Source organism: Neglectibacter timonensis, assembly GCF_900048895.1.
Taxonomy (GTDB): Bacteria; Bacillota; Clostridia; order Oscillospirales; family Acutalibacteraceae; genus Acutalibacter; species Acutalibacter timonensis.
In genome coordinates this window covers 59,170-83,771 of the sequence record NZ_LT160638.1, presented here as the reverse complement: position 1 = coordinate 83,771, position 24,602 = coordinate 59,170, and the positions used below count along the sequence as shown (strand labels likewise).

Here is a 24,602-nt window from a genome sequence, read left to right as displayed (position 1 = left end):
CTCTGTCCCTCCTGTTCAGGCTTCTATCAGCTGCCTCTCCTTGGGGAACCCCCCCAAGGAAACAAGGGGCATGCCCCTTGCCTTTTTCTTCGGTTTGTCTGCGCCGGACACAGAGGTGCAGACCTTCCCCATTTTCTCTTTTAGTATAGCAGCCGATGCGCAACAAACCCGCAACAAAAAAGGACCCGGTTTCAGAAAAAACCGGGCCGCTTTCAAAAATTATTTTACAGTCGTTCTTCCAGCGCCGCTACGGAAAATTCCGCCCAGCTATAGGCTGGCAGATAGTCGTGCCGGTAACTGTTGACCGCCTGCAGATCGCCCTCCAGAAACCGATAGCTGTCGCAGTCCAGCAGCTCGGGGACAATCGCCACGCTGTCAAATCCCTTCCGCAGGATCTCCCCCGCCCCGGCACGGCGCAGCGATGCTCTCAAATCGGACAGGAGGGTGCGCAGGTAGCTCTTCTGCCCGGCTCCGCCCATCTCATCCTCCCACAGCGCCGCACAGAGTTCTCCAGTGGTGACGTTCGCCCCATGACGGTCGATCAGATAGGCCAGCAGCTCCTTGGACTTAGAGCGCTTGAACTCCAGAGGTTTTCCGTCCACAAATACGTCGAACCCGCCGAAAGTCTGCACCCGCACCCGTTTATCCCGTCCAGAGTCTTTATAAAGGAATGTCAGCTCACGGCGGATATCCTCCGCCGTAACGGGCTTCATCAGGTAGCCGGTGGCGTGCAGCTCGAAGGCCTTCACCGCGTACTGCTCGTGGCTGGTGACAAAGATGATTTGAATCCGGGACTGAAGGTCCTTGAGCTGTTTGGCAAGCACGAGGCCGTTTGCGCTGCCCAGCTCAATATCTAAAAACGCCGCGTCCACCGGGTTTGACCTGGCATATTCCAGCGCCTTGCCAGGCAGGGTGAAGCTGTGGAGCACCGCGTTTGGCGCGGCCCTTTGCAGTTCTTCTTCCAGATCCTTCAGCGCGTACGGCTCATCATCCACAGCAATATAATTCATGGCGTTCCCTCCCTCTTCGGAATCGCGAGGAGGGCAGTGGTCCCCACGCCTGCCTCGCTGTGCAGGGTGAGCGTACCCCCGCACAATGCAGAAAGCCTTCCCCGGACATTCTCAATGCCGATATGGGTTCGTCCATCGTCCGGGGGACGCATATCCGGCCGGAATCCCACGCCGTCGTCACTCACGGTGACAAGGTAAGCGTCTGACGTCTCCTCCGTTTTCACTGTGACCGTGCCGCCCTCTTCCCGTTTGAGAACGCCATGATGCACAGCGTTCTCCACAATGGGCTGCATCGTCAGCGGCGGGATGGAAAAATCCCGTGCGGCAATCTCATACACCACATGAAGCCTTTCCTGAAACCGTTGCTGTTCCAGTGCCAAATAGTGTTCCACGTGAGAAAGCTCCTGCTCGAAAGGAATGGGCGCCTTGCTTTTGAGAGAATCCATGTTGCCCCGCAGGAACAGGGAAAAATCCCGGATGGCCGCTTTCGCTTTCTGAGGGTCCACGTCGCAAAGCTGGCGGATCGTCGTGAGGGTATTGTAGAGAAAATGCGGCTGGATCTGGGAAAGCATCATGTCGATGCGCTGCTCTGCCAGCTCCTTCTCCTGCCGCTTGAGCAATAGTTCATGTTCAAACTGGATGTTGACCAGAATAAACAGCAGCGCCAGCGCCACGCCGATATTGACCACGGCTACGCCGCGCAGGAACATTTGCGTCGCTCCGCCGCCCAGCGGCACGAAAATATACAGCAGAAAAAAGACGATTTCCTGCCATGCCAGCCGTTTCCGGTATAGGATCACCAGGGCGGTAAAAAGAAGATAACAAAACAGCGGGACCAGCTGGGAAATGAAGAACAGGCTGCCGCGCTGGTAACCGTCATCCGCCACATAAAAAATGGAGCCGCTGAAGGGGCTGATAAGGGCAAAGAAAATCTGCACGCCGCACACAGCCGTAATCGCCGCCAAATACCGTTTTCCGGTTCGGCCGGCAACCTGCAGGTACTCGAGTATATAGCGGCCGAAAAAATACAGCACAAAGGCGGAGGCGGTATAAAACAACGCCGAGGACAGGGTCAGCACAATTTTCCTCAGCGGCCCGGAAGCATCCTGTATGAGCCAGTCCGGTAAATCCCCCACAATCATGAGCAGGTTGGAAACGCACACGCCCAGAAAGTATCGGTTTGACCGCTCCTGACGGTATCGGTGATTGCCCAGCAGGTACACGACGGGGAGCAGCGATAAAATAATGCTGACCACATCCAGCGCAATATTCGCCGCCGCCATTTGATCCATACAGCTTTCCCCCTTAATTCGCCATCTCTTCCTTTTCCGCTTTCAGCTTGCCAAACGAGGAAAAAGCATCCGACTGCGCAGCACGGCAGAGGGAAAGGGCAATGCTGCTCTGCCGCACAGGCTTTCCCTCTTTCCGCAGATCTTTTTTATCCCTGATAACGCGGATCCTGCTCAAGCCGGCCCGCCCTTCTGGAAGCTCAGACCACCGATTCGCTTCTCAGGATGATCTCCTGCTGCAGGGCAGGACTCAGCCGGACAAAATAATCGCTGTAGCCGCCGACCCGCACAATCAGATCCTGGTGGCGTTCCGGATGAAGCACCGCATCCTTCAGCTCTTCCTTGTCGCAGACATTGACCTGCACCTGCTGGCCGCCTCCCCTGAAATAGGCGCGGAGCAGGGCGGCTGCCTCCTCCTGGTGCTTTTCGAAAAAAGCGCGGTGAAACTTGAGATTGACTACTATGCTGGTCACCATCTCCTCCGTGGGGAGCTTCCTCACGGAATTCAGCAGCGCTGTAGGGCCGTTCCGGTTCATCCCCTGGCTGCTTCCGGCAGAATCGGCCAGCACCTCGCCCCGCAGCCTGCCGTCCGGCGTTGCGCCCACATGGGCGCCGCAGAGCTCATGCGCTGTAAAAATCACCTCGCCGGGGATATAGCGTCCGCCAAAGGGGCCCTTCTGCCCGCGCAGCCCATCAAAGAGAAAACGGGTGATTTCCATCCGGAGGGAGTCCACCTCTTCCCGGTCGTTTCCGAATTTATCCAACCCCCGCAGATAATCTCTGAGTTCCTCCTGCCCCTCAAAATTATTGTCCAGTATTTCCACCAATTCCGCCAGGGTGAGTCTCTTTTCCTGGTACACCGCTTTTTTTACCGCATAGAGGGAATCTGCCGTATTTGTGATGCCGATGCATTCCAACTGGACATTCTGATAGAGCGGACCGCCCTCATAAATTCCCTTTCCCGATTCGATGCAGCCCCTGGTAAACAGGGAACGGAACGCATATCCTTCCTTTTTGCCTCGTTCCAGCACATCCAGCGTATTGATCTCCGCCTCCAGCGGGATAAAATACTCCAGCTGCCTCAAAAACGCCCGGTACAGGCTGTCAAAATCCGGAAAATCCCACGCCTCTCCGGTGGCTGGAGAAATCTGCTTTCCTCCATCCAGAACATCCCTGCCGTTATGCAGGGTAAGCTCAAAAATCTTTGCCACGTTCATCAGCCCGATATCATTGAGGAATTGGCTGCGGCCACCAAACATGATCTGACTGCAGCCTCCCAGGCAGTAATCTCTCGCCAGTTCCAGCGGGTAGCCTCCCCGCTGGAGCGCAGGAATCGCTTCCTCATCGTTGTAAAGTGCCGGCAGGCCCTTCCCTGTGGCAAGGCAGGAGGTGATGAGAGGCCAAAAATGCTGCGGCATGGAAGGGTGCACCCGCAGCGCCAAATTGGGTCCCTTATATCCCATATTGGAAACCGCCTTCAGCATCAGCTCGGTCAGCCGGGTATAATTTCCGCTGCCGTCCGGAAGCACGCCGCCCAGAGTCATGTTCTGAATCTGATCCAGCTGCTCCACCTTGATTATCAGGCTTTGGAGAAGATCCAGCGCTTCCTCCTCCGTCAGCCTGCCCTGTTCCAGATCCCGCTGGAAAAAGGGGAAAAGGTACTTGTCAAACCTGCCGAAGCTGTCGGCGTTGGAGCAGAGATGTACCATTACCACCAGCTGCAGGGCTTCCCGGAAACCGGCGGGCGGTTCCTCTGCAACGGCCCGCAAAGTCAGAGCAGCCCGCTCCATATTCTCCCGGAGCACATCCTCTTCCTGGCAGGAGGCCAGCTGCTCACAGACCAGTGCCGTACGCAGGATGAGCCTCTGAAAGGCGGATAGGGTTACCTCCAGCGCTTCATAAAACTCCTTTGCTTCCGGATGCGATCCCTTCTCAAGGGCAAGCTCCTTTCGGTAACCACCGAGCCCCACCTTCAGAATTTTTTCGTAGTCCATGGCCATATGGCCGCCGAACCAGGTGGAGGTAGCCGCAGTGGAATAGAGCGAACGCTTCTGTTCCTCTGTGAAGCGATCCGAACGGAACCCCGGCTGATAGGGATTTTGATAGCAGGCCTTCTCCACCCGGTCCGCCATTTCCCCATAGGCTTGGGCGTCCAGCCCATTCTGCCGGACATATTCCTCCAGCCGCTTTCTGTCCAGCACCACTCCGTCTCCATAATGGAACCAAGCCACCTCAGCGGCAAAAAGGCTCCCCACCACCAGCTCTTGAGGGTAGGCCAAAATATCGGCCTTATCCCAAAAAGCGGCCAGCGCTCTGGCCTCCCGCAGCACGGGCGGGGCTGTTATATGGGAAACATAGGCGTGGAAAAACCACGCCGTGACCCTGGGATTCTCTCTCCCCCGTACATGCTCCCGAAAATAGCGGTCCTGTACAAACGACTGCATTTTTTACACCTCCAGACAACCTTTTTTAAAGCTATTTTGCCTCCTGGTTCCGGTAGAACTCTGCGATTTCCTGCTCCAGGGCAGGCCGCACGTCCGGCTTTCCGCAGTCTGGGCAGCTTTCCACCTTCCCCTCCCGCTTAAATGTGAATCCGCATTTTTTGCAATAATAGACAGGCATTCTTTCTCTCCTCCGCGTCTTCCCGCCGCCGCTGTACTCTCTGTTCAGGTGGTTTCCGCACGATGGTCAAACAACCTGAAACAGGTAAAATTTCAGATAATCCGTCTCTGGAACATTCCAAAGCACCGGATGATCCGGCCCCTGCTGCCGGGCCTCAATCAGCCTCAGTTCCACGCCGGCATCCGCCGCAGCGCTTTTCAGCATGCCGCGGAACCTGCCGTCCGCCATAAAATGGGAACAGGAGCAGGTGGCAAGGTATCCACCCCGGGGCAGGGCTTTCATGGCCCGGTAATTGATCTCCTTATAGCCTCTCTCCGCACTGTCCACAGTCTTTCCGGACTTGGTAAAAGCGGGGGGATCTAAGATGATATAGTCATACTCCCCATTCCTCAGCCCAGGAAGCAGGTCAAACACATTGGCCGCCTTATACTCCACAACGTTTGAGAGGCCGTTGCGCCGTGCGTTTTCCGCTGCGCAGGCTATGGCGGACTCGGAGACGTCCACCGAGCAGACATGCTTTGCTCCGGCTTTCGCACAATTGAGTCCAAAGGATCCTGTATGGGTAAAACAGTCCAGCACATTCCTGCCGGGCGCCAGCCGGGCTGCAGCCGCCCGGTTATATTTCTGATCCAGAAAGAACCCCGTCTTCTGTCCGTTCTCGAAATCCACCAGGTATCTGATTCCGTTTTCCTCGATCTCTGTCCACGCTTCAGAAGGGAACTCCTTCCCTGCCAGCGGGAACCAGCCCTTGCCCTGTTCCATGCCCTCCAGTTCCCGAAGCTTCACATCATTGCGTTCAAAGATACCGGAAATCCTCTGGCCGTCTTCCTCCAATATCCGTACCATCAAGGGGAACAGCATCGACTTGATCCGCTCGATCCCCAGGGACAGCGTCTGCGTCACAAGAACCTCTCCAAACCGGTCTACGGTCAGGCCCGGGAAATGGTCCGCTTCCCCGAAAATCAGCCGGCAGTTTTCCGCATCAGGCCCCATGACGGTTTTCCGGTACTCCCAGGCATACTGGAGGCGCCGGCGGTAAAATTCCTCGCCGAACGTATCGTTGGCATTGTTGGAAATCATCCGCACCCGTATTTTGGAATGACCGTTGTAATACCCCGTTCCCAGATACCGGCCCTTATGGCTCAGCACATCGCACAGCCCGCCGTCCTCCGGAACGCCTTCTTGTTCTGTAATTTCGTTATCAAACACCCAGGGATGCCCGCCCTGAGCCTTCTTGGTTCCCCGTGCGTCTATCCTCACTGAGGGATACTTCCGTTCTGTTTTCATAAAAACACCCGTACACGCCAAGTCCGCACACCCTGTGAAAAAAGAGGATGCCAAACTCACGGTTCCTTTTTCTGTAGTTTGATTCCGTCCGCCGGAACGTTCCATACGGCTTCCCTGAAAGGCAAGATCATTCTGTTACCGCTTCACAGTGCCCCAAAAAGCGGCGGATCCGGAAGACAGCAGCTCCGATATATGCCCGCGCAGATTTTGAGGCCGCAGAGGCAGCTGATCCGCTTCCTCCGGCGTCACCCAGACCGAACCCTCCTGCCCCAAGTCTTTCTCGCAGCAGCAGCCAAGGGCTTCTCCGGTCCTGCGTACCCGGAAGATATGGAGTACCCGGTGCGAATACTCCGGGTACTCCCCCCGGAGCGCTGGATCCGTTGTGATTTCCTCCACCAGCCCGGCAAACAGCTCCACCTCAACCGGGATACCCGTTTCCTCCAACACCTCCCGTGCAACCGCCTCCTCCATAGTCTCATAGAGGTGCTGGCCGCCGCCCGGCAGGTCATAATAGGTCTGTCCGTCCGCCGTTCTGCACTGGTTTAACAGTAGCCTGCCATTTTCCACCAGGAGGGCTTTCACCGTACTCCTAATTGACATATTGCCGCCCCTTCCCGCTTTTGCTCCATAATACCACAAACAGGCATAAAAGGAAATGGCATTTCCGTTCCGTCCCGGTCTGACGGAATACGCCCGTTTTCAAAATAGATAGACAGGGGCATTGCAGAATACCCTTCTGCAATGCCCCTGTCTCACCGGTTATAAACCGTGCCAGACCCCTGAAGCTCCGGAGCTCCGCCACAAGATCCCGCTCTTTTCAGCCAGGTAAACGGTTCCTCCGTTTTGCCGTGGCCCTCCTCCGCCCAGGCAAGGTGATCCTAGATTTTCATAACGCCCAAAGCATCCAGCACAGATGTAACCAGAATCAGCACGATACAAACCGGGGCCAAGTATTTGATCACCACGGTGAACAGTTTTTCCCTCTTGAACGGAGAGGAAAGCTTCACCTCATCCTCCACAGCCTTCGTCTTAACAATGTATCCGACGAAAATACAGGTCAGGAAGGCCACAATGGGCATCAGCACACTGTTGCTGATAAAATCGAAGAAGTCCAGCAGAGAGAAACCCAACGGCGCAATCCAGCTGAGCAGGCCATAGCCCAGAGAGGAGGGCAGCGCCAGCAAAAGGCATCCCACCATAACCAGGGTGCAGGTAAATTTCCGGCTCCAGTGAAACTTGTCCTGGAAGATGGACACCACCGTCTCCATCAGGGAAACTGAGGAGGTGAGCGCTGCGAACAGCACCAGAACGAAAAATACGCCGCCAAAGATCAAACCCAAAGTCCCAGCGTCCGCAAACACTTTGGGCAGGGTGACGAACATCAGGCCAGCTCCCTTATTCAGAGCAGCCTCATCCCCGCCGGAAAAGGCGAATACCGCAGGGACAATCATCATCCCGGCCACAAAAGCCATGCCGGTATCAAACAGTTCAATCTGTTTGACCGACTTTTCCAGATCGTCTTCCTTTTTCATATAGGAGCCGTATGTCACCATAATGCCCATGGCCAGGGACATGGAATAGAACAGCTGCCCCATAGCAGCCAACACAGTCATGGGGGAAAACCGGCTGAAATCGGGAATCAGATAATACTTCACCCCATCCAGCGCACCCGGCCTGGTTACGGAGTAGACCGCCACGCCCAGCGCCAAAACAGCCAGTACGGGCATCATAATTTTGCTGGCCTTTTCCACCCCGTTCTGCACGCCTAAAAATACGATCAGTGCGGTAATGCCCACATAAACAGCCAAAAACAGAATGGGTTCAACGGGTTTTCCGATAAATCCTTCAAAAAAGCCGTCCTGGGCGGCCGCCAGACCCTGTCCGCTGACATAAACACTGAGATATTTTACCACCCAGCCGCCGATCACACAATAATAGGGAAAGATGATCATCGGCACGACAGACGCCAGATAACCCAGGAATGAAAATTTCTGATTCAGCTTTCCGAACGCCCCCACTGCGCTCAGCTGTGTCTTGCGCCCGATGGCCACCTCCGCCACCATCAGAGCAAAACCAAAGGTCACTACCAAAATGAGGTACACCAGCAGGAAGATCCCTCCGCCGTATTTTGCAGCCAGGTAGGGGAACCTCCAGATATTCCCCAAGCCTACGGCGGAACCCGCCGCCGCAAAGATAAAGCCTATCTTACCGGAAAATTTTCCTCGTTTCTGTTCCATGTTCCACTCTCCTCAAGTTTTCCTGAACCGCGGCGGAAGAGGCCGCAAAGCCTTTCTATTTTCCCATATTCTTCGTAAAATCTCAAGCCCCGCCGGCAAATTTCCACCCTTCGCCCGGCAGTTTTTTCACACAGCTCTCTGCTCCTCTGCCCACAATCGGATGCCAGAGATCCCTCGAACTGAATTTCAGCCGGCAGACTCAGAAAAAATCGGGCCGCCACGGCATATTTGAGTGGTAATGTCCCGAGACTGTGAGGACAATAAAAAACAGGAGCTGAAACGATTGTCCAAACCGTCACAACTCCCGGAAATGCTATATTTCCTGCACCTTTATAGATATTCAATCCAAACTGTTACTTTGAGTAATCTGAAATTCCTACTTATCCTTTGACAGCACCCGATGCCAGACCTTTGATGATATACTTCTGACAGAAAAGATATACCACCATTGGAGGAATCATGGAAAGCGTGTAGGCTGCAAATGCCAGGTTGAAATTCGTAATGTACTTGGTTCGGTAATTGTAGATGAACAGCGGCAGGGTCTTATCTTTCTGCAGGACGACCAGCGGCAGAGTAAAATCATTCCACACGCCCAGAACCGTCAGCACCAAGGTTGTCGCAATAATCGGCGACATCATCGGCATAATGATCTGATAGAAGGTGCGGATCGGTCCGCAGCCGTCAATCATCGCTGCCTCATCCACGTCTCGCGGCACTCCTTTCACAAAGCCTGTCATCAGAAATACGTTGGTCGGGAAAGACAGCGCGATGTGCATGCAGATAAGTCCCTGCAGATTCAGCATTCCCAAACCCTTACCCAGAATGACCAGCGGGATCATAACAACCTGAAAAGGAATGAAAATACCGATAATAAAGAAATAATATGCAAAGTTGAAGAATTTTTTGTGCTGGTTTCTGCCAAGAAAATAGGCCAAAATTGTGTTGATTGCCATCGTGCCGAATGTCGCTATCACGGTTATGATTGCCGAATTCTTCAATGCGTCCCAGTAACCGCCGCGAGTAAGCACTTGCTCGAAGTTGTCAAAACTCCATTTTACCGGCAGTGCCAGAAAAAAATTCCGGGCATCGGCAGGCTGTTTGAACGCTGTGAGGACAGTCAGATAAAAAGGGAATACAACGATGACGGATGTCAGAATCAGTACAAAATAGATCCCGAATTTGCCGAGGAAGCGTCTCATTTTGCTTTCTGCACCTGTCGTCATTACAATTCTACCTCCTTTGAGCGCATATAAATGATTTGTATCGTGGCGACCACGCCGAATATGATCGCCATAATCATCGCAATGGCGCAGGCATAGCCGACCTCCTGTTTGGAATACTTGATATACATATACATGGCAAAGGAGTAGGTCGCACCGCCCGGTCCGCCTGCTGTCGTACCCATAACGATATCGAAAGCTGTAATACCGGTTTTTGTGTTGTTGACAAGGTTGATCATCAGCGACGGAATGATCATCGGCATTTTGATCTTCCAAAACATCTGCATATTGCTGGCGCCGTCAATGCGGGCAGATTCCAGAATATCCTCTGGAACGCCCTGCAGCCCCGCCAGGAATATGACCATAGTAACCGGGAAAGATTGCCATACCTGTGTCAGAGCCACCAGATACGGCGCCCAGACCGGGGAGGAGAACAGACCGGCGGACAGCGTTCCGTTTCCCAGCCATTCACCCAGAAGCGTAATCAGCCTGTAGTCGATTTGATTGAAAATATAGGCAATCGTCAGCGTGGACATAACCGCCGGGAAGAAATACATGCCCCGGAAAAAATTCACGCCACGGATTTTCTTATCCAACAGAACCGCAAGAAACAGTCCCAGAACGTTCGTGAGCACAAGGACGATGACCGCAAAGATAACCGTAAACTTCATGGTCATCTGCAGATAATTGGAGTTAAATGCGTCTGTGTAATTTTGGAGGCCAATAAAGGTTTTTTCAGCAGAGATGCCGTTCCAGCTCGTAAAGCTGTAAGCGACGCCCTGTCCCACATTGAAATAGAAAAAAATGAGGTAAATCAGCATACACGGAATAACGACACAATACGGGACAATTTTCCATGAATTCAGTTTGTGCCCTTCCTTCTTCGACAAACTGCGTGCCATACGATACCCTCCTACTTACGTATTATTTCTTTGGGTCCGAAACAGAACAGGCAGAAGGACTTGCCACCTCCTGCCCATTCCAAACTACTTATTTGATGATACGCTTTTCTCCATTACTTAATGGAGCCATCCATGATGCCGTCCATCTGCGCAATGTAGTTTTTCTTGGCCTGCTCCTCGCCGAGCTCCACGATATCCATATAGAACTGCGTGGAAGCCTGGTTCGCAAGCTGCTCTGCGCCGCCTGCCGGGAAGAAGTGGTTCGGCCAGTTGAAAGATTCGCCCTTCGCGACCTTATCGACCATCCTCTTGGCGGTGGTATCTTCGACAACAACATCCTTGATCGCCGGGATCGCAGCGTCTAGGTTGCAGTACTTTTCTGCCTGCGGCTGGCTTACGAGGAAGTTGACGAAAGCATTGCAGGCCTCCGGATACTTGGTATTCGCGCCGATAGTGTAGCCAACGTCAACGCCGGAGCAGATATAGCCTCTGCCTGCGGAAGACGGGAGCGGGAACTGCTCGATCTTGATATCCGGGTTGATACCGCGGATCGAGGCAAACGTCCAGTTGCCGGAGAGGAACATTGCAGACTCTTCATTGGCAAAGTCAGTCAGACCGGTGTTATAATCGGAGGAAATTGCCTTGTCGTTGGCATAGCTGTAGATCTTGGTGAGATCGTCCACAGACTTCGGAAAATCGGTCTCGGAAAGCTTCTTATCCCCTGCAGAAACCGCCTTGATTTCTTCACCCGGGACGTAGTCACCGAGGAGAATGTTGCGTGCACAGTCCGCGCCGTCCTTCAAAGTCAGTCCAATCGGAGTGATGCCCTTTTCCACGAATGCATCACAAGCAGCGATGAAGGAATCCCAATCTTCCGGCAGTGCAATGCCGTTCTCTTCGAACATGGCAACGTTTGCGATAATGCCTGCAGCGTTGTTTGCTTCCGGAACACCATAGTACTTGCCGTCGCGTGCAAACAGCTCAAGAACAGACTCGGACGCATACGCCAGATACGGCTGATCGGAAACGTCCATCAGATACCCTTCGTCATAGAACGCATTCCAGACCATGTCCGTCGGCCAATAAAGCCACACATCTGTGAAATCGCCCGCTGCAGCTCTGGTCTGCAGGTTGGATGCTGCGTCGTTCTGGACGTTCTGTGTAACCGTGATATTCGGATACAGCTCCATGAACTCATCGATTACGCCATACATATATTCTTCAATTTCCGGCTTCTGCTGATAGAATTCGATTTCACCGGAAATATCCTTTGGATAATCCTTATAATAATCAAATCCTACGGCCGTTTCGTCACCGGCAGCTTCGCTATTTTTAGATACTTCTTCCTTCGAAGATTCCGCAGAAGACTCAGTCTTCTGCGTGCTGCTGCATGCAGAAACACTCAGAATCATCAGTACCGCCAACAGCAATGCAATCAGTTTTTTGCTCATGTCCATACCTCCAATAATTAATTTTTATGACTGCACACTCTGTCCATTCCATGGAAGCTAAACAGAGGTTGATTATGCTCTTCTTTAAGAAGAGCATAAAGAGGGGATCCCCTCTCGCGCAGTTCACATTTGGTTGTATTTATAAGTTTATCACAAAATTCACTTTTTTCAATAGTTTTCCTAAAAATTTCATTCTTTTATGTTTTAATTTAGATTTCGAATTGAACTCTTCCATACTCTACGATAGAAAAAAAGACTTGAAATCAGGATTTTTTACACTTATTTACCCGACCTTAGACATCAGAACTACCATCTCAATATGCTGTGTATGCGGGAACATATCTACGGGCTGTATTTTTTCAACCCGGTAGTGGTTTGCCCGCAGGTATTTGAGGTCACGCGCCAAGGTTTCCGGGTTACAGGAGATGTATACTACCCGTTCCGGGCCCATGGAACACAGGGCGCGCAGAAATTCCCCGCTGGCGCCGGCCCGGGGCGGATCCATAAATACCACGCCGCACCGCTCCCCTTCCGCGGCCATCTCCTCCATAAACTCTCCGGCGTCCGCACAGTGAAAGTAGATATTTTTCACTTTATTTTCCCGGGCATTGGCAATGGCGTCCTTCACCGCATCCCGGTTGACCTCCACGCCGGTCACCTCGCCTGCACCCCGCTTGGCCGCGATAATGCCGATAGTGCCAATGCCGCAGTAGGCGTCCAGCACTTTTTCCTTTCCGGTCGGTCCGGCAAACTCCATTGCCTTCCCATACAGTGCCTCCGTCTGTACGGGATTGATCTGGTAGAATGATTTGGAGGAGATGCGGAATTTGCAGCCGCACAGCACATCGGTAATCGTGCCCGGGCCGTAGAGCACCTTCTCGCTCTGCCCCAGTACCATAGAGGTGTATTTGTCATTCACATTCTGGATAATGGTGGTGATTTCCGGGTGCAGCTTCAAAAGTTCCTGCACAAAATGCTTTTTTGCCGTAAACACCGGTGTACCGGTCACCAGCACCACCATGATTTCCCCTGTGCAGAAACCCCGTTTCACCAGCACGTGGCGCAGGAATCCCCTTCCTGCCACCTCGTCGTAAGCTGTGAGCTTAAAGGCCTTCAGCAGCTTACGGATCGACACAATAATTGTATCGGCAGTTTCATCCTCCGTCAGGCAGGAATCCACCGGCACAATGCGGTGTGTGCTGGACTGGTACACGCCGGACAGAATGCGCCCGCTTCTCCTGTCCCGGGCGAATGCCGCCTGCACTTTATTGCGGTAGTGATAGGGCTGCTCCATCCCAAGTATGGGCTCTATCTTTCCAAATTCATCCAGGAGCTTTTCACAGCGGTCCTGTTTCCAGCGAAGCTGGCGTTGGTAATCGAGATTCTGCAGCTGGCAGCCTCCGCATTTGCGGTAGACAGGGCAGGGAGTATATTTCTGTTCCATGGGGCTTCCTTTCTCCGGCATCCTATTGGTATTGAAGGTATCATATCACACCTGCGGTGGGCGAGTCGCGCACCGCAGGTTCTTCCAGACCCCGGCTTTTCCCACGCGCTGTAAGCTTTCTGCGGTTATCATATCACAAAATCCGGCTTTCGAAAAGTGCCGGGTGTACCCGCCCTTTTCTCTCTTAACACAAAAAAAGGACGCACTGCAAAACAAATCCGTTTGCTGTGCGTCCGCTGCGCTTTAAAATTTCCGGAACCGCTCGTACCGTCTCTGCAGCAGTTCATCTGCCGGCAGCGTCTGCAGGTCGGGGAGCGTTTCCAGCAGGGCTGTTTTTATTCGGTCGTAGATCAGGCCAAAATCCTTTTCCTCCGGAATTACCCGTTCCACCACGCCCAGCTTCTCCATGTCCTGGGCGGTCAGCTTGAGACATTCCGCCGCTTCCTTTACTTTCTTGGCGTCCTTCCAGAGGATACTTGCGCAGCCCTCCGGAGAGATCACGGAGTACACTGCGTTTTCCAGAATCCACACCTGGTCCGCCACCGCCAGCGCCAGCGCGCCGCCGCTTCCGCCTTCGCCGATGAGAATGGAGATTACCGGGGTCTGCAAATCCATCATCTCCACAAGGTTTTCCGCAATGGCCTGGCCCTGGCCGCGCTCTTCCGCACCCAGGCCGCAAAACGCGCCGGAGGTATCCACAAAGCACACCACAGGGCGGTGGAATTTCTCCGCCTGCTTCATCAGCCGCAGGGCCTTCCGGTACCCCTCCGGATTGGGAGAACCAAAATTACGCCGAACCTTATCCTTCATGTCCCCGCCCTTTTCCATGGCGATGACTGTGACAGGCTCTCCGTTCAGGCACGCAATGCCTCCCACAATGGCGGGGTCGTCGGAAAACCGCCGATCCCCGTGAAGCTCTATAAAATCGTCAAAAATGGCCTCCACATAAGTGAGTCCCGTAGCCCGTCCCTTCGCACGGGCCAGAAGCACTTTGTCATACGCACTCATATGGACGCCCCCCTTCTGTGCAGCCGCAAAAGCCTGGCGATGGTTTTTTTCTGCTCCGGTCTGGGCACAATCAAATCCACAAAGCCGTGCTCCAGCAGGAATTCCGCTTTCTGGAAGCCCTGGGGCAGCTTTTTGCGGATCGTCTGCTCAATTACCCTGGCCCCCGCGAAACCGATCGTAGCGCCCGGTTCCGCCATGATGACGTCGCCGTCCATGGCAAAGCTGGCCGTCACGCCTCCCGTAGTGGGATCGGTGAGCACGGTGAGGTAAAAATTCCCTGCGTCGCTGTGCCTGCGCAGTGCGCCGCTGGTCTTGGCCATCTGCATCAGGGAAAGAATCCCTTCCTGCATCCTTGCCCCGCCCGAAACAGTGAAACCTACTACGGGCAGAGCGCGTTCCGTGGCGAATTCAAACAGACGGGTAATTTTTTCCCCCACTACAGTGCCCATACTGCCCATCATGAAATTGGGATCCATGAGAAACAGCGCGCATTTTTCGGAGCAGATCTCCGCCGTGCCGCAGACAACGCCCTCCTTTTCCCGGGAGGCGAGCTTCGCGTTGCGCAGTTTCTGGTCATAGCCGGGAAAATCCAGCAGATCCCTGCTTATGAGCTCCGCGTCCAGCTCCTCAAAAGTACCTTCATCAGCCAGATAGGCTACTCTCTCCCTGGGGCCAATGCGGAAATGATACCCACAGGAAGTACAGACGTTCAGGTTTTCCCACTGCTCGCTGATCGGCAGCAGCGCCCCGCAGTGAGGACAGGTATTGTTGATGCCCGTCTCCTCACTGCCCGGTTTTATTCCGCCTTTTTCCAGCTCGTTCTGAGGCGAGCGGAACAGTCCCATCAAATTCATGCTCTGTCATCCCTTCTCCGCAAGGATTCTTTCCTCTGTAACTGCCGCAAAACAGGACACCCCATACCGCGTCACTGCTTAAGCCCCGTTCTTTCCGAGGGAGGCAATGAAATTCGTGTAGTAATCGCCCTTTTTAAAACGCTCATCCCGAATGATCTCGATCTGGTCCTCAATGTTGTTTCTGGCTCCGCCTACAACCAGTTCGCACAGGGCGGACTGCATCTTGCGGATGGCTTCTTCCCGTGTGGAGGAGTAAACGATCATCTTTCCCAGCATGGAGTCATAATAGGGAGGGATGTCGTATCCCTGGTAGAGAAATGTGTCAAACCTCACCCAGGGGCCTCCAGGAATATGGAAAAAGTCCACTTTTCCCGCTCCCAGCGCGTTGATGCGGCATTCAATGGCAGCCCCGCGAACCTGGATGTCCTCCTGGGTGAAATCCAGCTCTACCCCGGCGGCTATGCGAATCTGCCACTTGACGATGTCCACGCCTGTGACCAGCTCGGAGACAGGGTGTTCCACCTGAAGACGGGTATTCATTTCCATAAAATAAAAATTCCCATCCCGGTCCATGAGAAATTCCACGGTGCCTGCATTCACGTAGCCCGCAGCCCTGGCCGCCCTGGCTGCCGTTTCCATCAGTTTCTTTCTGGCCTCCTCCGATACCGCGGGGGATGGGGATTCCTCAATCAACTTCTGGTTGTTTCTCTGAATAGAGCATTCCCGCTCGCCCAGGCATACCGTATTGCCCTTTTCATCCGCCAGCAGCTGTACCTCAATATGTTTGACCGGGTTCAGATATTTTTCCATGTACATTCTGCCGTCGCCAAAGGCTTTTTCCGCCTCGTTTGACGCAGTCTGAAAAGCCCGTTCCATCTCCTCGGGACGCTCCACCAGGCGGATTCCCTTGCCTCCGCCGCCTGCGCTCGCCTTGAGAAATACCGGATAACCGATCTTCCCGGCGGCCTCCAATGCTTCCTTCGCATCCTTCAGAATATCGGTGCCGGGCGTGGTGGGCACGCCGTTCTCCTTCATCAGGCGGCGGGCCGTATCCTTATCTCCCATTTTAGCAATAATTTCAGCTGAAGGACCGATAAACACGATTCCATGCTTTTGACAAAGCGCGGCAAATTCCGCATTTTCCGAAAGGAATCCATAGCCCGGGTGGATGGCCTGGGCCCGGGTTGCCAAAGCTGCGGCGACGATGCGCCCGCCGTCGAGATAACTTTCCTCCGCACGGGGGCCGCCGATACAGATGGCCTGATCCGCCAGCGCTACATGCAGGGATTCCCGGTCCGCCTCGGAATAGACCGCCACCGTATAGATGCCCATCTCCTTGCAGGCCCGAATGATGCGCACCGCAATTTCTCCCCGGTTTGCAATCAGTAATTTTGTGAACAATTCATTTCATCCTTTCCGGAAGTGTTCCCGGCGCCTGTCCGGGACGCCTCATTCGGCTCTGACCAACGCAAAGGAAAACTCCGCGCTGATGCACACTTTTCCGTTCACCCTCCCGGTGCCCTTGGCAAAGTAAAAACTGCCCCGCTGCCGGGTAATTTCACATTCTGTTTCCAGCGTATCCCCCGGTTTAACCTGCCCCCGGAACTTCACCTTATCCAGGCTGGTAAACAAGGGAGTTGCCCCTTCCGACGCGCCCTGCGCTAACAGCACGCAGGCGGACTGGGCCAGCATCTCGCACTGGATGACCCCCGGCACCACGGGATTCCCCGGGAAATGGCCCTGCAGAAAGTACTCGTCCCCCCTGATATGGCATTTTCCATGAGATTTCCCGTCCACCAGCTCTACTTCGTCCACCAGCAGCATGGGTTCCCGATGGGGAAGTATCTTTTTGATCTCTTCTCGGTTCATCCGCTTCTCTCTCCTTTTCTTCCAATCCGCCTGGCTGTATGCATCACAGGTATTTTTCTGCTTTTTGTTTCAGGATTCCCGTCCGCAGCCACTCCCGCAGGGTGGAAAGGCCCTGTTCATTCCTGCTGCAGGGAAGCCAAAGGTGCAAATATCCGTCTTCACCGTACTTCTGCCGGATATGCTCCTCCGCTCTGTTCAGCTGCTCCTGGCGTGTGAGCTCGGGCGCGTGCGCTTTTCCGTATTCCACACAGCGTTTGACAATCTCTTCCGGGTCGATATCCCGGTCCGCCTCGCTGACGATGCGTCCGTACAGGCTGCGGGGCGCTTCTGATCTGGACGCACGGTGATCTTCCACCGCCTGCTTCATGATTTCGCGCTGCTCCGGAGTAAACCACTGTTCCAGTTTCTGATCCTCCATCAAAAGCTCGGCGGAAGTGCGTTCATGGTTCTCCCTGCCGTACCGGATTCCCAGATCGTGGCAGGCCGCAATGGTATACACCATATTGATATCCACATCCAGCTGCTGCGCCAGTTCCAGACTGTTGGAGATGATCCGCCTGATATGTTCCGGCCCGTGGGCGCCGTCAACGGCTTCGTACTGCGGCAGAATTTCCTGCTGAAGGTAGGCCAGAAGGTTCGGATTGATCTCCCGCATCCTCAGCTTTTAATGCGGAACAGGGGCTGGTTATACTCCACTACCTGGCCGTTCCCCACGCAAATTTCTACAATGACGCCATCCGTTTCAGCAGGAATTTCATTCATGAGCTTCATGGCCTCGATCACACAGAGTACATCGCCCTTTTTGACCCGATCCCCAATCTCCACAAAGGGCTTGCTGTCGGGAGAGGCCGCGGCGTAGAACACTCCAACCGTAGGGGAAAGCACCAGAGTGCCCTCCAGTTCCTCTGCGGATGCAGACACAGTCGCAGGGGCGGAGGTGAACTGTGACACAACGGAGACAGGAGCCTCCGGCGTGGCCGGCACAGGGTAGCAGACGCCCTGGTTCCGCTCCAGCTTCAGGGAAACACCCTCCTCTGAAAGCTCCAGCAGGCTGAGCTCGTTTTCCTTCATGATCCGCGCAAGGCTTTCAATCGCTTTTACATCCATCTCTGTTCAACCTTTCTGGTCGCCTTTCTGTAAGACAGGTGACCAAAGACTTTTATTCCGACTTCGGACTTCTCCAAACTTTTGGCCCGCTCCCCGGCGCCATTACCTTTCTAAAGAAAGGTAACCCAAAGACTTTTACTCCGCAGGGCAACACGGCGCTTCCGGACACCTGCCTCCCGACGCCACTCCCTTTCTGAAGAAAGGTAATCCAAAGACTTTTACTCCGCGGGGCAACACGACGCTTCCGTCCAACATAGACTGGAAGCTGTCCCCATTTCGCGTGATGCAAGCTCCATCGTTACGCAAAACGCAGCGGCAGTACGCCGCAAGCAACGCCAACGGCGGCACACCGGCGCTGCCTTTTAGTCTGCATTGCGGAAAGCCAGATAAGCGTTATGGCCGCCGAAGCCCAGAGAAGCGGAAAGAGCCAGCTCCACCTCGGCCTTTCTTGCCGCGTTGGGCACGTAATCCAGATCGCATTCAGGATCCGGCTCCTGATAGCCGATGGTGGGGGGAACGATTCCCTCTTTCACCGCCAGGATGCAGGCGATGGCTTCTACAGCGCCGGCCGCGCCCAGCATATGCCCTGTCATAGATTTCGTGGAACTCACCATACACTTCCTGGCCGTCTCTTCTCCCAGGCCCTTCTTGATGGCCAGCGTCTCACTGGCGTCATTCAGCGGAGTGCTGGTGCCATGGGCGTTTACATAGAGTTTTGAGGCGTCCTTGCATCCGCCTGCCTCATCATAGGCCATTTTCAAAGCTCTGGCCCCGCCGACTGCCTCCGGATGGGGAGCCGTGATGTGGTGGGCGTCGCAGGTGACACCATATCCGCAAATTTCCCCATAGATTTTGGCGCCGCGGGCCTTTGCATGTTCATATTCCTCCAGCATCAGCGCCCCTGCTCCCTCGCCCATGACAAAGCCGTTTCTCCTTGCGTCAAAGGGCACGCAGGCGGCAGCCGGGTCTTCTGTGGTGGAGAGCGCTTTCATATTGGAAAATCCTGCCACGCCAATGGGCAGAATGGCGGCTTCCGAACCCCCGGCCAGCACCGCGTCCAGGTAGCCGTGTTTAATGGCACGGTAAGCTTCTCCGATGGCATTATTGCCTGTGGCGCAGGCGGTAACAGAGGGAATTGCCGCGCCCTGGAAATCATATTTGATGGCGATAAGCCCTGCCGCCATGTTGATGATCAACGCGGGAATAAAAAACGGAGAGACCCTGCGCGGACCGCGTTCCAGCAAAATCTGTTCCTCTTGGGCAAAGGTATTGATGCCCCCAATGCCGGAGCCAAAATAGGTGCCGATCCGTTCGGGAGGCAAAGTGCCCCGAATACCGCTCTCCTCCACTGCTTGAGTTGCCGCCGCCAAAGCATATTGGCAGAACAAGTCATATTTGCGCACGTCGGACTTCTCCATGTACAGAAGCGGGTCAAAATCCTTAATCTCTGCGGCAACCTTTGTTTTATATTCAGCGGTATCAAATTTTGTGATGGGGCCGATTCCGCACTTTCCGGTTTTCAGGCTTTCCCAGAAAGCAGAAACGTCATTTCCTACCGGCGTGACAGCTCCCATCCCTGTGATAACTACTCGATTCAAATTGAAACCATCCTTCCAAAGACTTTTCATCCGCGGGACAATCCTGCGCTTCCGCACACCGATTTCCCGACGTCTTTACCAGCTGTCAGTCGTTCTCTATTAACCAAGAGCCTTAAGCTCTTATCTAAAATCCAACGTCCAGCCTCCAACCTCTAAAAATCAGATTGCAAGTCCGCCGTCCACCCGGATTGTCTCTCCCGTGATATAATCGGACTCCGGAGAGGCCAGGAACAGCGCTACATTGGCCACATCCTCGGGTTTGCCCATCTTCTTCATGGGCACCTGCTGCAGGAGGGGATTATCCTCCTTGATATCCTTGGTCATCGCCGTTTCGATAAAGCCGGGGGCGATACAGTTGCAGCAGACTCCTCTGCTGCCCAACTCCTTGGCCACCGATTTGGAAAGGCCGATCAGTCCCGCTTTGGAGGCAGCATAGTTGACCTGGCCGATATTTCCCACCAAGCCCGCAATGGAGCTGATATTGATAATCTTCCCGTATCTTTTCCTCATGAAATCGCGGTAGCAGGCGCGGATCATATGGAAGGCGCCCTTCAGGTTGATATCCAGCACCAAATCATAGTCCTCATCCTTCATGGTAAGCATCAGCCCGTCCCGCGTCACACCGGCGTTATTCACCAGGATGTCCGCCTTGCCCAAATCCCTGGACACTGCCTTCACCGTTTCCTCCACAGCCTTCTCATCCCGCACGTCGCAGAAATAGGCTTTTGCCCTGCGGCCCATGGCTTCGATCTCACGGCAGACTTCCAGCGCAGGCGCCTCGTCCCCTACATAGATCACTGCGATATCCGCACCGTTTTCCGCCAGCTTCAGAGCAATGGACTTTCCAAGGCCCTGAGACGCGCCGGTAACCAGCGCCAGCCTTCCTTCCAGCTTCATAATAAACCTCCTGTCCGCCCCGTTTTCCGGGGCCGCGGCTAATTTCTGTTATTTCCTTACAGCAGCGCTTCCACAGCCGCCTGCAGGGTTTCCGCATTTTCCACCTGGAAAACTCTCGCTCCCTTGACAGTCTTTTTGATCAGGCCGCACAGGGTTTTCCCCGCGCCGCATTCCAGAAAAGTATCTGCTCCCTGAGCTGCCAGGGCTTCCACCGTCTCCTGCCAGCGTACCGGGCTCTTCACCTGCCGGACGATCAGCTCGCCCGCATTCTCCCCATAGGGCTGTGCGTTAAAGTTTGCGAATACCGGAATCCTCGGGGTTCCAAAAGAAACGCTTTCCAGCTTCTTCTCAAGCTTCTCCGCGGCGCTCGCCATAAACGGGGAGTGGAAGCCGCCGCTCACAGCCAGTGGGACCGCTTTGCCTCCGGCTTCAGCCACCCTCTGCCGGAAGGCCCCCAGCTCTTCTTTTTCTCCCGCCACAACCAGCTGGCCGGGACAGTTATAGTTCACAGGCCACACCTGCGAAAACTCACCGCACAGCTGCTCCACCTGCCCGTTCGGCAGTTTCAGAACGGCGGCCATAGCGCCCGGATTCTGTTCCGCAGCTTCCTGCATGGCTTCCGCACGCGCACAGACAAAGGAAAATCCCTCTGTCCCGGTAAAGATGCCGGAAAAGGTCAGCGCGGCAATCTCTCCCAGAGAAAAGCCTGCGGCAAAATCAGCATGAATCCCAGCCTCTTCCAGCGCCCTGGCAGCAGCAAGGTCCACGCAGTACAGGCAGGGCTGCGTATTTCTGGTAATGGAAAGCTCCTCCGTGGTTCCCTCAAAGCACTGCAACGAGGTGCCAGGACGAATGGAGTCCGCTGTTTCAAAGACCTGTCTGGCAGCGCCGCTCGCCTCAAACAGGGACTTTCCCATACCGCCGTATTGCGCGCCCTGGCCGGAGAAAACGAAAGCTATTTTACCCATTTTCCCGCTCCTTTCAGGACTTCCTCCGCACCCTCAAACATCTCCCGGATGATCTCTGCCGCAGGCTGTTCCTTATGGATCATGCCGGAAATCTGGCCTGCCAGAAAATCGCCGGTCTTTTCGTCCCCCTCCACAGCCGCACGGTACAGCGCGCCGCCGCCCAGCTTTTCCAGCTCCTCATCGGAAATTGAACTGTATTCCGCCTTGGCATACTCCTTGGCGAATTGGTTTTTGATCTGCCTCACCGGATGCCCCAGCCGTTTGCCGGTGACCATCGTAGCAATATCGTTGGCTTTCAGCACCTTTTTCTTATAGTTGGGGTGAACGCCGCATTCCTCGGCCACCAGAAACCGGGTTCCCACCTGCACGCCCACGGCGCCCAGCAGGAAAGCCGCCGCAACGCCCCGGCCGTCTCCGATGCCGCCCGCTGCTAAAACCGGCAGATCCGTGGCGTTGCACACCTGGGGCACCAGCACCATGGTAGTGAGATCCCCCACATGCCCTCCGGATTCTCCGCCCTCGGCGATCACCGCCGCGGCGCCCGCTTTTGTCACCAGCTTCGCCATTCCCACAGAGGCCACCACGGGAATCACCTTGATGCCCGCCTCCAGCCACATGGGCATAAAACGGGAAGGATTTCCCGCTCCGGTTGTAACCACGGAAACCTTTTCCTCCGCCGTCAGCTTTGCCACCTCTTCGGCAAAGGGGGACATCAGCATGATGTTGACGCCGAAAGGCTTGTCCGTCAGGCTTCTGGCCAGGTCTATCTGCTTTTTGAGATATTCGGCATCGGCATTCATGGCGGAGATAATCCCCAGGCCTCCTCCGTTGGACACGGCAGCCGCCAGCTTGCCGTCCGAAATCCAGGCCATCCCTCCCTGGAAGATGGGATATTCAATGCCCAAAAGGTCGCATAGAGGCGTTTTTATCATAATTCAGTTCATCCTTTCTCAGCCGCTTACCAGCGGAGTACACAGGCGGCGTTGGAAAGCCCGCCGCCAAAAGCCGCTAGTACCACAATATCACCCCGCCGGAGCTTTCCCGCCCGGTTCATCTCGTCCAGCAGAATGGGCACGCTGGCTGCCGACGTATTGCCGTACCGGTCAATGTTGACGCAGAATTTTTCGGGGTCGATTTCAGGCAGGCGCTTTCTCGCTTCATTGATGATGCGGTAATTGGCCTGGTGGGGAATGACAATGGAAACGTCTTCGCCCCGGAGCCCCGCCTTCTCCAACACTGCCTTGATGTCCGCAGGCATGGCCGTAACGGCAAATTTATAAGTCTCCTGGCCCTGCATAAAGACACAATTTTTTCTCAGTTCCTTTTGATAGAACGGGGAATTGTTCCACCAGGTGGGAATGGCGATCACATCCTCGCCTCCCTTGGTGTGCAGCTCAGAAGCCAGGTAGCTGTCACCCTCGCCCAGCACCGCCGCGCCAGAGCCGTCGCCGAAAATGCAGCAGGTTCCCCGGTCTGTCCAATCCACTAGTCCGCTCATGCGTTCCGAACTGACCACCAAAACCTTTTTCACTGTCTTTCTCTCAAAGAAACCTGCCGCCGTATCCAAAGCGAACAAAAAACCCGGACAGGCCACGTTGATGTCGAACGCGGGGCAGTGCGCGCCGATACGGTTCTGCACCATTCCCGCAAGCCCCGGAGAGATGGTGTCGGCGCTGATAGTGGCGCCGATAATGAGATCCAGCTCCTCCGCCCTCACACCGGCATTTTCCAACGCCCTTCTTGCTGCCTGCTCCCCCATATCCGCCGTGGTTTCCGTCGTGCAGACATGCCTCTGTTTCACGCCGATTCGCTTGGTGATCCATTCATCCGAGGTCTCCACATAATTGGAAAGCTCTTCGTTTTCCACCACCCTTTCCGGCGTAAAGCTGCCCGTGCCCAATATCTGAAAGCTCATGGTTGTTTGTTCCTCTTTCCGTCTTAATGTGATCGAAAAATCCCGAACTCATGAAGGCTCCGGCAGAGCCGCCGCTGAAACTGCAGTCACGCTTCGTTTCGTTTCGACGCTCTTCCGTCTGGTTCGACCGGGTTTTCAGAGACTTCTTCCGGGAAAATTCTAACCCTATTATTTTATAAGATAAGGGAGGATTTGTCAAATGACAAACCCTCCGTTGACACCCAGCGTTTGACCGGTAATGAAGCGGTTCTCCGCCAGCAGCAAGGCCGCCTGTGCTACCTCTTCGGGCGTTCCGATACGTCCAAGAGGCGTTTCCTCCCTGAGCGCCGCCCAGTCCTCTTCACTGAGGTCTGCGTTCATCGCCGTGCCTATCACGCCGGGAGCAATACAATTCACCCGGATTCCCGAAGGCCCCTCTTCCTTGGCCAGGGCCTGGGTCAGGCCGATCAGCGCCGCTTTCGAGGCGGAATAGGCCGCCTCGCAGGAAGCCCCTACCTGTCCCCACATGGAGCTGATATTGAGAATGCAGCCCTCTTTTCTGCGGATCATTTCCGGCAAAACCCGGCGGGAACAGAGAAACGCGCCTGTGCAGTTGACCGCAAAAATTCGGTTCCACTCCTCCAGCGTGAGGTCTGTAAAAAGCCCCTTCTGGGAGATGGCGGCGTTATTCACCAGCACCCCCAGAAATCCCAGCCTGCTTTCCGCCGCGTCAAACAGGGCTTCCACCTCATCCTCACGGGAGATGTCCGCACTGAAGATCTCCGCCGTGCCTCCCCCAGAGCAGATCCGCTCCGCAGTTTCCCGGGCCGCCTGTTCCCTGCTGTGATACTGCATTGCCACTCCGTAGCCTCTCTCTGCAAACGCCAGCGCCAGCGCGGAACCGATCCCACCGGAAGCCCCCGTTATGAGTACATTTTTCCTCAT

Annotated in this window: 24 protein-coding genes; all 24 read right to left on the bottom strand. The window is 54.8% G+C overall.

Annotated features, from left to right (window positions below):
- Positions 1 to 224 precede the first annotated feature (224 nt).
- The gene (locus tag BN3911_RS04080) at positions 225 to 1,010 is read right to left on the bottom strand and encodes a response regulator (RefSeq protein ID WP_066861710.1); all 786 of its coding nucleotides are present in this window, start codon (positions 1,008 to 1,010) and stop codon (positions 225 to 227) included.
- Positions 1,007 to 2,302, bottom strand: a complete 1,296-nt coding sequence (locus tag BN3911_RS04075) for a sensor histidine kinase (protein WP_066861707.1) — start codon at positions 2,300 to 2,302, stop codon at positions 1,007 to 1,009. The genes BN3911_RS04080 and BN3911_RS04075 overlap by 4 nt, the downstream gene beginning before the upstream one ends.
- Positions 2,303 to 2,315: 13 nt before the next feature.
- The gene (locus tag BN3911_RS17150; protein ID WP_154669695.1) at positions 2,316 to 2,477 is read right to left on the bottom strand and encodes a hypothetical protein; all 162 of its coding nucleotides are present in this window, start codon (positions 2,475 to 2,477) and stop codon (positions 2,316 to 2,318) included.
- A 22-nt stretch (positions 2,478 to 2,499) separates the two neighbouring features.
- Complete coding sequence (locus BN3911_RS04070; protein ID WP_066861704.1) at positions 2,500 to 4,743, bottom strand: pyruvate formate lyase family protein; 2,244 nt, start codon at positions 4,741 to 4,743, stop codon at positions 2,500 to 2,502.
- 31 nt (positions 4,744 to 4,774) lie between these two features.
- Positions 4,775 to 4,921 carry a hypothetical protein gene (locus tag BN3911_RS17145; protein WP_154669694.1) on the bottom strand — a complete coding sequence of 49 codons (147 nt, stop codon included), beginning with the start codon at positions 4,919 to 4,921 and terminating at the stop codon, positions 4,775 to 4,777.
- A gap of 66 nt (positions 4,922 to 4,987) precedes the next feature.
- Positions 4,988 to 6,208 (bottom strand): class I SAM-dependent rRNA methyltransferase, encoded by a 1,221-nt coding sequence (locus BN3911_RS04065; RefSeq protein WP_066862275.1) that lies wholly within the window; start codon positions 6,206 to 6,208, stop codon positions 4,988 to 4,990.
- 135 nt (positions 6,209 to 6,343) lie between these two features.
- Positions 6,344 to 6,808: an NUDIX domain-containing protein gene (locus BN3911_RS04060; protein ID WP_082942065.1), complete on the bottom strand. Its 465-nt coding sequence runs from the start codon at positions 6,806 to 6,808 to the stop codon at positions 6,344 to 6,346.
- 278 nt (positions 6,809 to 7,086) lie between these two features.
- Positions 7,087 to 8,445, bottom strand: coding sequence for a sodium-dependent transporter (locus BN3911_RS04055; protein ID WP_066861699.1), 1,359 nt, complete (start codon positions 8,443 to 8,445; stop codon positions 7,087 to 7,089).
- Between the two features lie 380 nt (positions 8,446 to 8,825).
- The gene (locus tag BN3911_RS04050; protein WP_082942063.1) at positions 8,826 to 9,668 is read right to left on the bottom strand and encodes a carbohydrate ABC transporter permease; all 843 of its coding nucleotides are present in this window, start codon (positions 9,666 to 9,668) and stop codon (positions 8,826 to 8,828) included.
- Positions 9,668 to 10,567, bottom strand: coding sequence for a carbohydrate ABC transporter permease (locus BN3911_RS04045; RefSeq protein WP_082942062.1), 900 nt, complete (start codon positions 10,565 to 10,567; stop codon positions 9,668 to 9,670). Before BN3911_RS04045 ends, BN3911_RS04050 begins: the two co-directional genes overlap by 1 nt.
- Before the next feature lie 113 nt (positions 10,568 to 10,680).
- Positions 10,681 to 12,018, bottom strand: coding sequence for an ABC transporter substrate-binding protein (locus BN3911_RS04040; RefSeq protein ID WP_066861695.1), 1,338 nt, complete (start codon positions 12,016 to 12,018; stop codon positions 10,681 to 10,683).
- A 283-nt stretch (positions 12,019 to 12,301) separates the two neighbouring features.
- Positions 12,302 to 13,462, bottom strand: coding sequence for a 23S rRNA (uracil(1939)-C(5))-methyltransferase RlmD (rlmD, locus tag BN3911_RS04035; protein WP_066861693.1), 1,161 nt, complete (start codon positions 13,460 to 13,462; stop codon positions 12,302 to 12,304).
- Positions 13,463 to 13,705: 243 nt separating this feature from the next.
- On the bottom strand, positions 13,706 to 14,470 hold the full coding sequence (locus tag BN3911_RS04030) for an acetyl-CoA carboxylase carboxyltransferase subunit alpha (RefSeq protein WP_066861690.1): 765 nt from the start codon (positions 14,468 to 14,470) through the stop codon (positions 13,706 to 13,708).
- Positions 14,467 to 15,324, bottom strand: a complete 858-nt coding sequence (accD, locus tag BN3911_RS04025) for an acetyl-CoA carboxylase, carboxyltransferase subunit beta (protein ID WP_066861688.1) — start codon at positions 15,322 to 15,324, stop codon at positions 14,467 to 14,469. Before accD ends, BN3911_RS04030 begins: the two co-directional genes overlap by 4 nt.
- Before the next feature lie 78 nt (positions 15,325 to 15,402).
- Positions 15,403 to 16,725 (bottom strand): acetyl-CoA carboxylase biotin carboxylase subunit, encoded by a 1,323-nt coding sequence (locus BN3911_RS04020; RefSeq protein ID WP_066861685.1) that lies wholly within the window; start codon positions 16,723 to 16,725, stop codon positions 15,403 to 15,405.
- A 48-nt stretch (positions 16,726 to 16,773) separates the two neighbouring features.
- Entirely contained in the window at positions 16,774 to 17,193 is a 420-nt protein-coding gene (gene fabZ / locus BN3911_RS04015; protein ID WP_066861682.1) for a 3-hydroxyacyl-ACP dehydratase FabZ, read from the bottom strand.
- A gap of 43 nt (positions 17,194 to 17,236) precedes the next feature.
- Positions 17,237 to 17,848: an HD domain-containing protein gene (locus BN3911_RS04010; protein WP_066861678.1), complete on the bottom strand. Its 612-nt coding sequence runs from the start codon at positions 17,846 to 17,848 to the stop codon at positions 17,237 to 17,239.
- 2 nt (positions 17,849 to 17,850) lie between these two features.
- Positions 17,851 to 18,300: an acetyl-CoA carboxylase biotin carboxyl carrier protein gene (accB, locus tag BN3911_RS04005; protein WP_066861677.1), complete on the bottom strand. Its 450-nt coding sequence runs from the start codon at positions 18,298 to 18,300 to the stop codon at positions 17,851 to 17,853.
- 362 nt (positions 18,301 to 18,662) lie between these two features.
- Positions 18,663 to 19,898, bottom strand: coding sequence for a beta-ketoacyl-ACP synthase II (fabF, locus tag BN3911_RS04000; RefSeq protein WP_066861675.1), 1,236 nt, complete (start codon positions 19,896 to 19,898; stop codon positions 18,663 to 18,665).
- Between the two features lie 159 nt (positions 19,899 to 20,057).
- Entirely contained in the window at positions 20,058 to 20,795 is a 738-nt protein-coding gene (gene fabG / locus BN3911_RS03995; RefSeq protein WP_066861673.1) for a 3-oxoacyl-[acyl-carrier-protein] reductase, read from the bottom strand.
- A 56-nt stretch (positions 20,796 to 20,851) separates the two neighbouring features.
- Positions 20,852 to 21,763 carry an ACP S-malonyltransferase gene (gene fabD, locus BN3911_RS03990; protein ID WP_066861671.1) on the bottom strand — a complete coding sequence of 304 codons (912 nt, stop codon included), beginning with the start codon at positions 21,761 to 21,763 and terminating at the stop codon, positions 20,852 to 20,854.
- Positions 21,751 to 22,695: a nitronate monooxygenase gene (locus BN3911_RS03985; RefSeq protein WP_066861668.1), complete on the bottom strand. Its 945-nt coding sequence runs from the start codon at positions 22,693 to 22,695 to the stop codon at positions 21,751 to 21,753. The genes fabD and BN3911_RS03985 overlap by 13 nt, the downstream gene beginning before the upstream one ends.
- Before the next feature lie 26 nt (positions 22,696 to 22,721).
- On the bottom strand, positions 22,722 to 23,678 hold the full coding sequence (locus BN3911_RS03980) for a 3-oxoacyl-ACP synthase III family protein (protein ID WP_066861665.1): 957 nt from the start codon (positions 23,676 to 23,678) through the stop codon (positions 22,722 to 22,724).
- A gap of 195 nt (positions 23,679 to 23,873) precedes the next feature.
- Positions 23,874 to 24,602 carry an elongation factor P 5-aminopentanone reductase gene (ymfI, locus tag BN3911_RS03975; RefSeq protein WP_066861663.1) on the bottom strand — a complete coding sequence of 243 codons (729 nt, stop codon included), beginning with the start codon at positions 24,600 to 24,602 and terminating at the stop codon, positions 23,874 to 23,876.

Excerpts from the sequence above, each read along its gene's own strand:
- BN3911_RS04080 (WP_066861710.1), bottom strand. The coding sequence starts at position 1,010 with ATGAATTATATTGCTGTGGATGATGAGCCGTACGCGCTGAAGGATCTG.
- BN3911_RS04030 (WP_066861690.1), bottom strand. The coding sequence starts at position 14,470 with ATGAGTGCGTATGACAAAGTGCTTCTGGCCCGTGCGAAGGGACGGGCT.
- rlmD (WP_066861693.1), bottom strand. The coding sequence starts at position 13,462 with ATGGAACAGAAATATACTCCCTGCCCTGTCTACCGCAAATGCGGAGGC.
- BN3911_RS04055 (WP_066861699.1), bottom strand. The coding sequence starts at position 8,445 with ATGGAACAGAAACGAGGAAAATTTTCCGGTAAGATAGGCTTTATCTTT.
- BN3911_RS04045 (WP_082942062.1), bottom strand. The coding sequence starts at position 10,567 with ATGGCACGCAGTTTGTCGAAGAAGGAAGGGCACAAACTGAATTCATGG.
- ymfI (WP_066861663.1), bottom strand. The coding sequence starts at position 24,602 with ATGAGGAAAAATGTACTCATAACGGGGGCTTCCGGTGGGATCGGTTCC.
- accD (WP_066861688.1), bottom strand. The coding sequence starts at position 15,324 with ATGAATTTGATGGGACTGTTCCGCTCGCCTCAGAACGAGCTGGAAAAA.
- BN3911_RS03980 (WP_066861665.1), bottom strand. The coding sequence starts at position 23,678 with ATGAGCTTTCAGATATTGGGCACGGGCAGCTTTACGCCGGAAAGGGTG.
- BN3911_RS04060 (WP_082942065.1), bottom strand. The coding sequence starts at position 6,808 with ATGTCAATTAGGAGTACGGTGAAAGCCCTCCTGGTGGAAAATGGCAGG.
- BN3911_RS04050 (WP_082942063.1), bottom strand. The coding sequence starts at position 9,668 with ATGACGACAGGTGCAGAAAGCAAAATGAGACGCTTCCTCGGCAAATTC.
- accB (WP_066861677.1), bottom strand. The coding sequence starts at position 18,300 with ATGGATGTAAAAGCGATTGAAAGCCTTGCGCGGATCATGAAGGAAAAC.
- BN3911_RS17145 (WP_154669694.1), bottom strand. The coding sequence starts at position 4,921 with ATGCCTGTCTATTATTGCAAAAAATGCGGATTCACATTTAAGCGGGAG.
- BN3911_RS04040 (WP_066861695.1), bottom strand. The coding sequence starts at position 12,018 with ATGAGCAAAAAACTGATTGCATTGCTGTTGGCGGTACTGATGATTCTG.
- BN3911_RS04065 (WP_066862275.1), bottom strand. The coding sequence starts at position 6,208 with ATGAAAACAGAACGGAAGTATCCCTCAGTGAGGATAGACGCACGGGGA.
- fabG (WP_066861673.1), bottom strand. The coding sequence starts at position 20,795 with ATGAAGCTGGAAGGAAGGCTGGCGCTGGTTACCGGCGCGTCTCAGGGC.
- BN3911_RS04075 (WP_066861707.1), bottom strand. The coding sequence starts at position 2,302 with ATGGATCAAATGGCGGCGGCGAATATTGCGCTGGATGTGGTCAGCATT.
- fabZ (WP_066861682.1), bottom strand. The coding sequence starts at position 17,193 with ATGAACCGAGAAGAGATCAAAAAGATACTTCCCCATCGGGAACCCATG.
- BN3911_RS04070 (WP_066861704.1), bottom strand. The coding sequence starts at position 4,743 with ATGCAGTCGTTTGTACAGGACCGCTATTTTCGGGAGCATGTACGGGGG.
- BN3911_RS04010 (WP_066861678.1), bottom strand. The coding sequence starts at position 17,848 with ATGCGGGAGATCAATCCGAACCTTCTGGCCTACCTTCAGCAGGAAATT.
- fabD (WP_066861671.1), bottom strand. The coding sequence starts at position 21,763 with ATGGGTAAAATAGCTTTCGTTTTCTCCGGCCAGGGCGCGCAATACGGC.
- BN3911_RS03985 (WP_066861668.1), bottom strand. The coding sequence starts at position 22,695 with ATGATAAAAACGCCTCTATGCGACCTTTTGGGCATTGAATATCCCATC.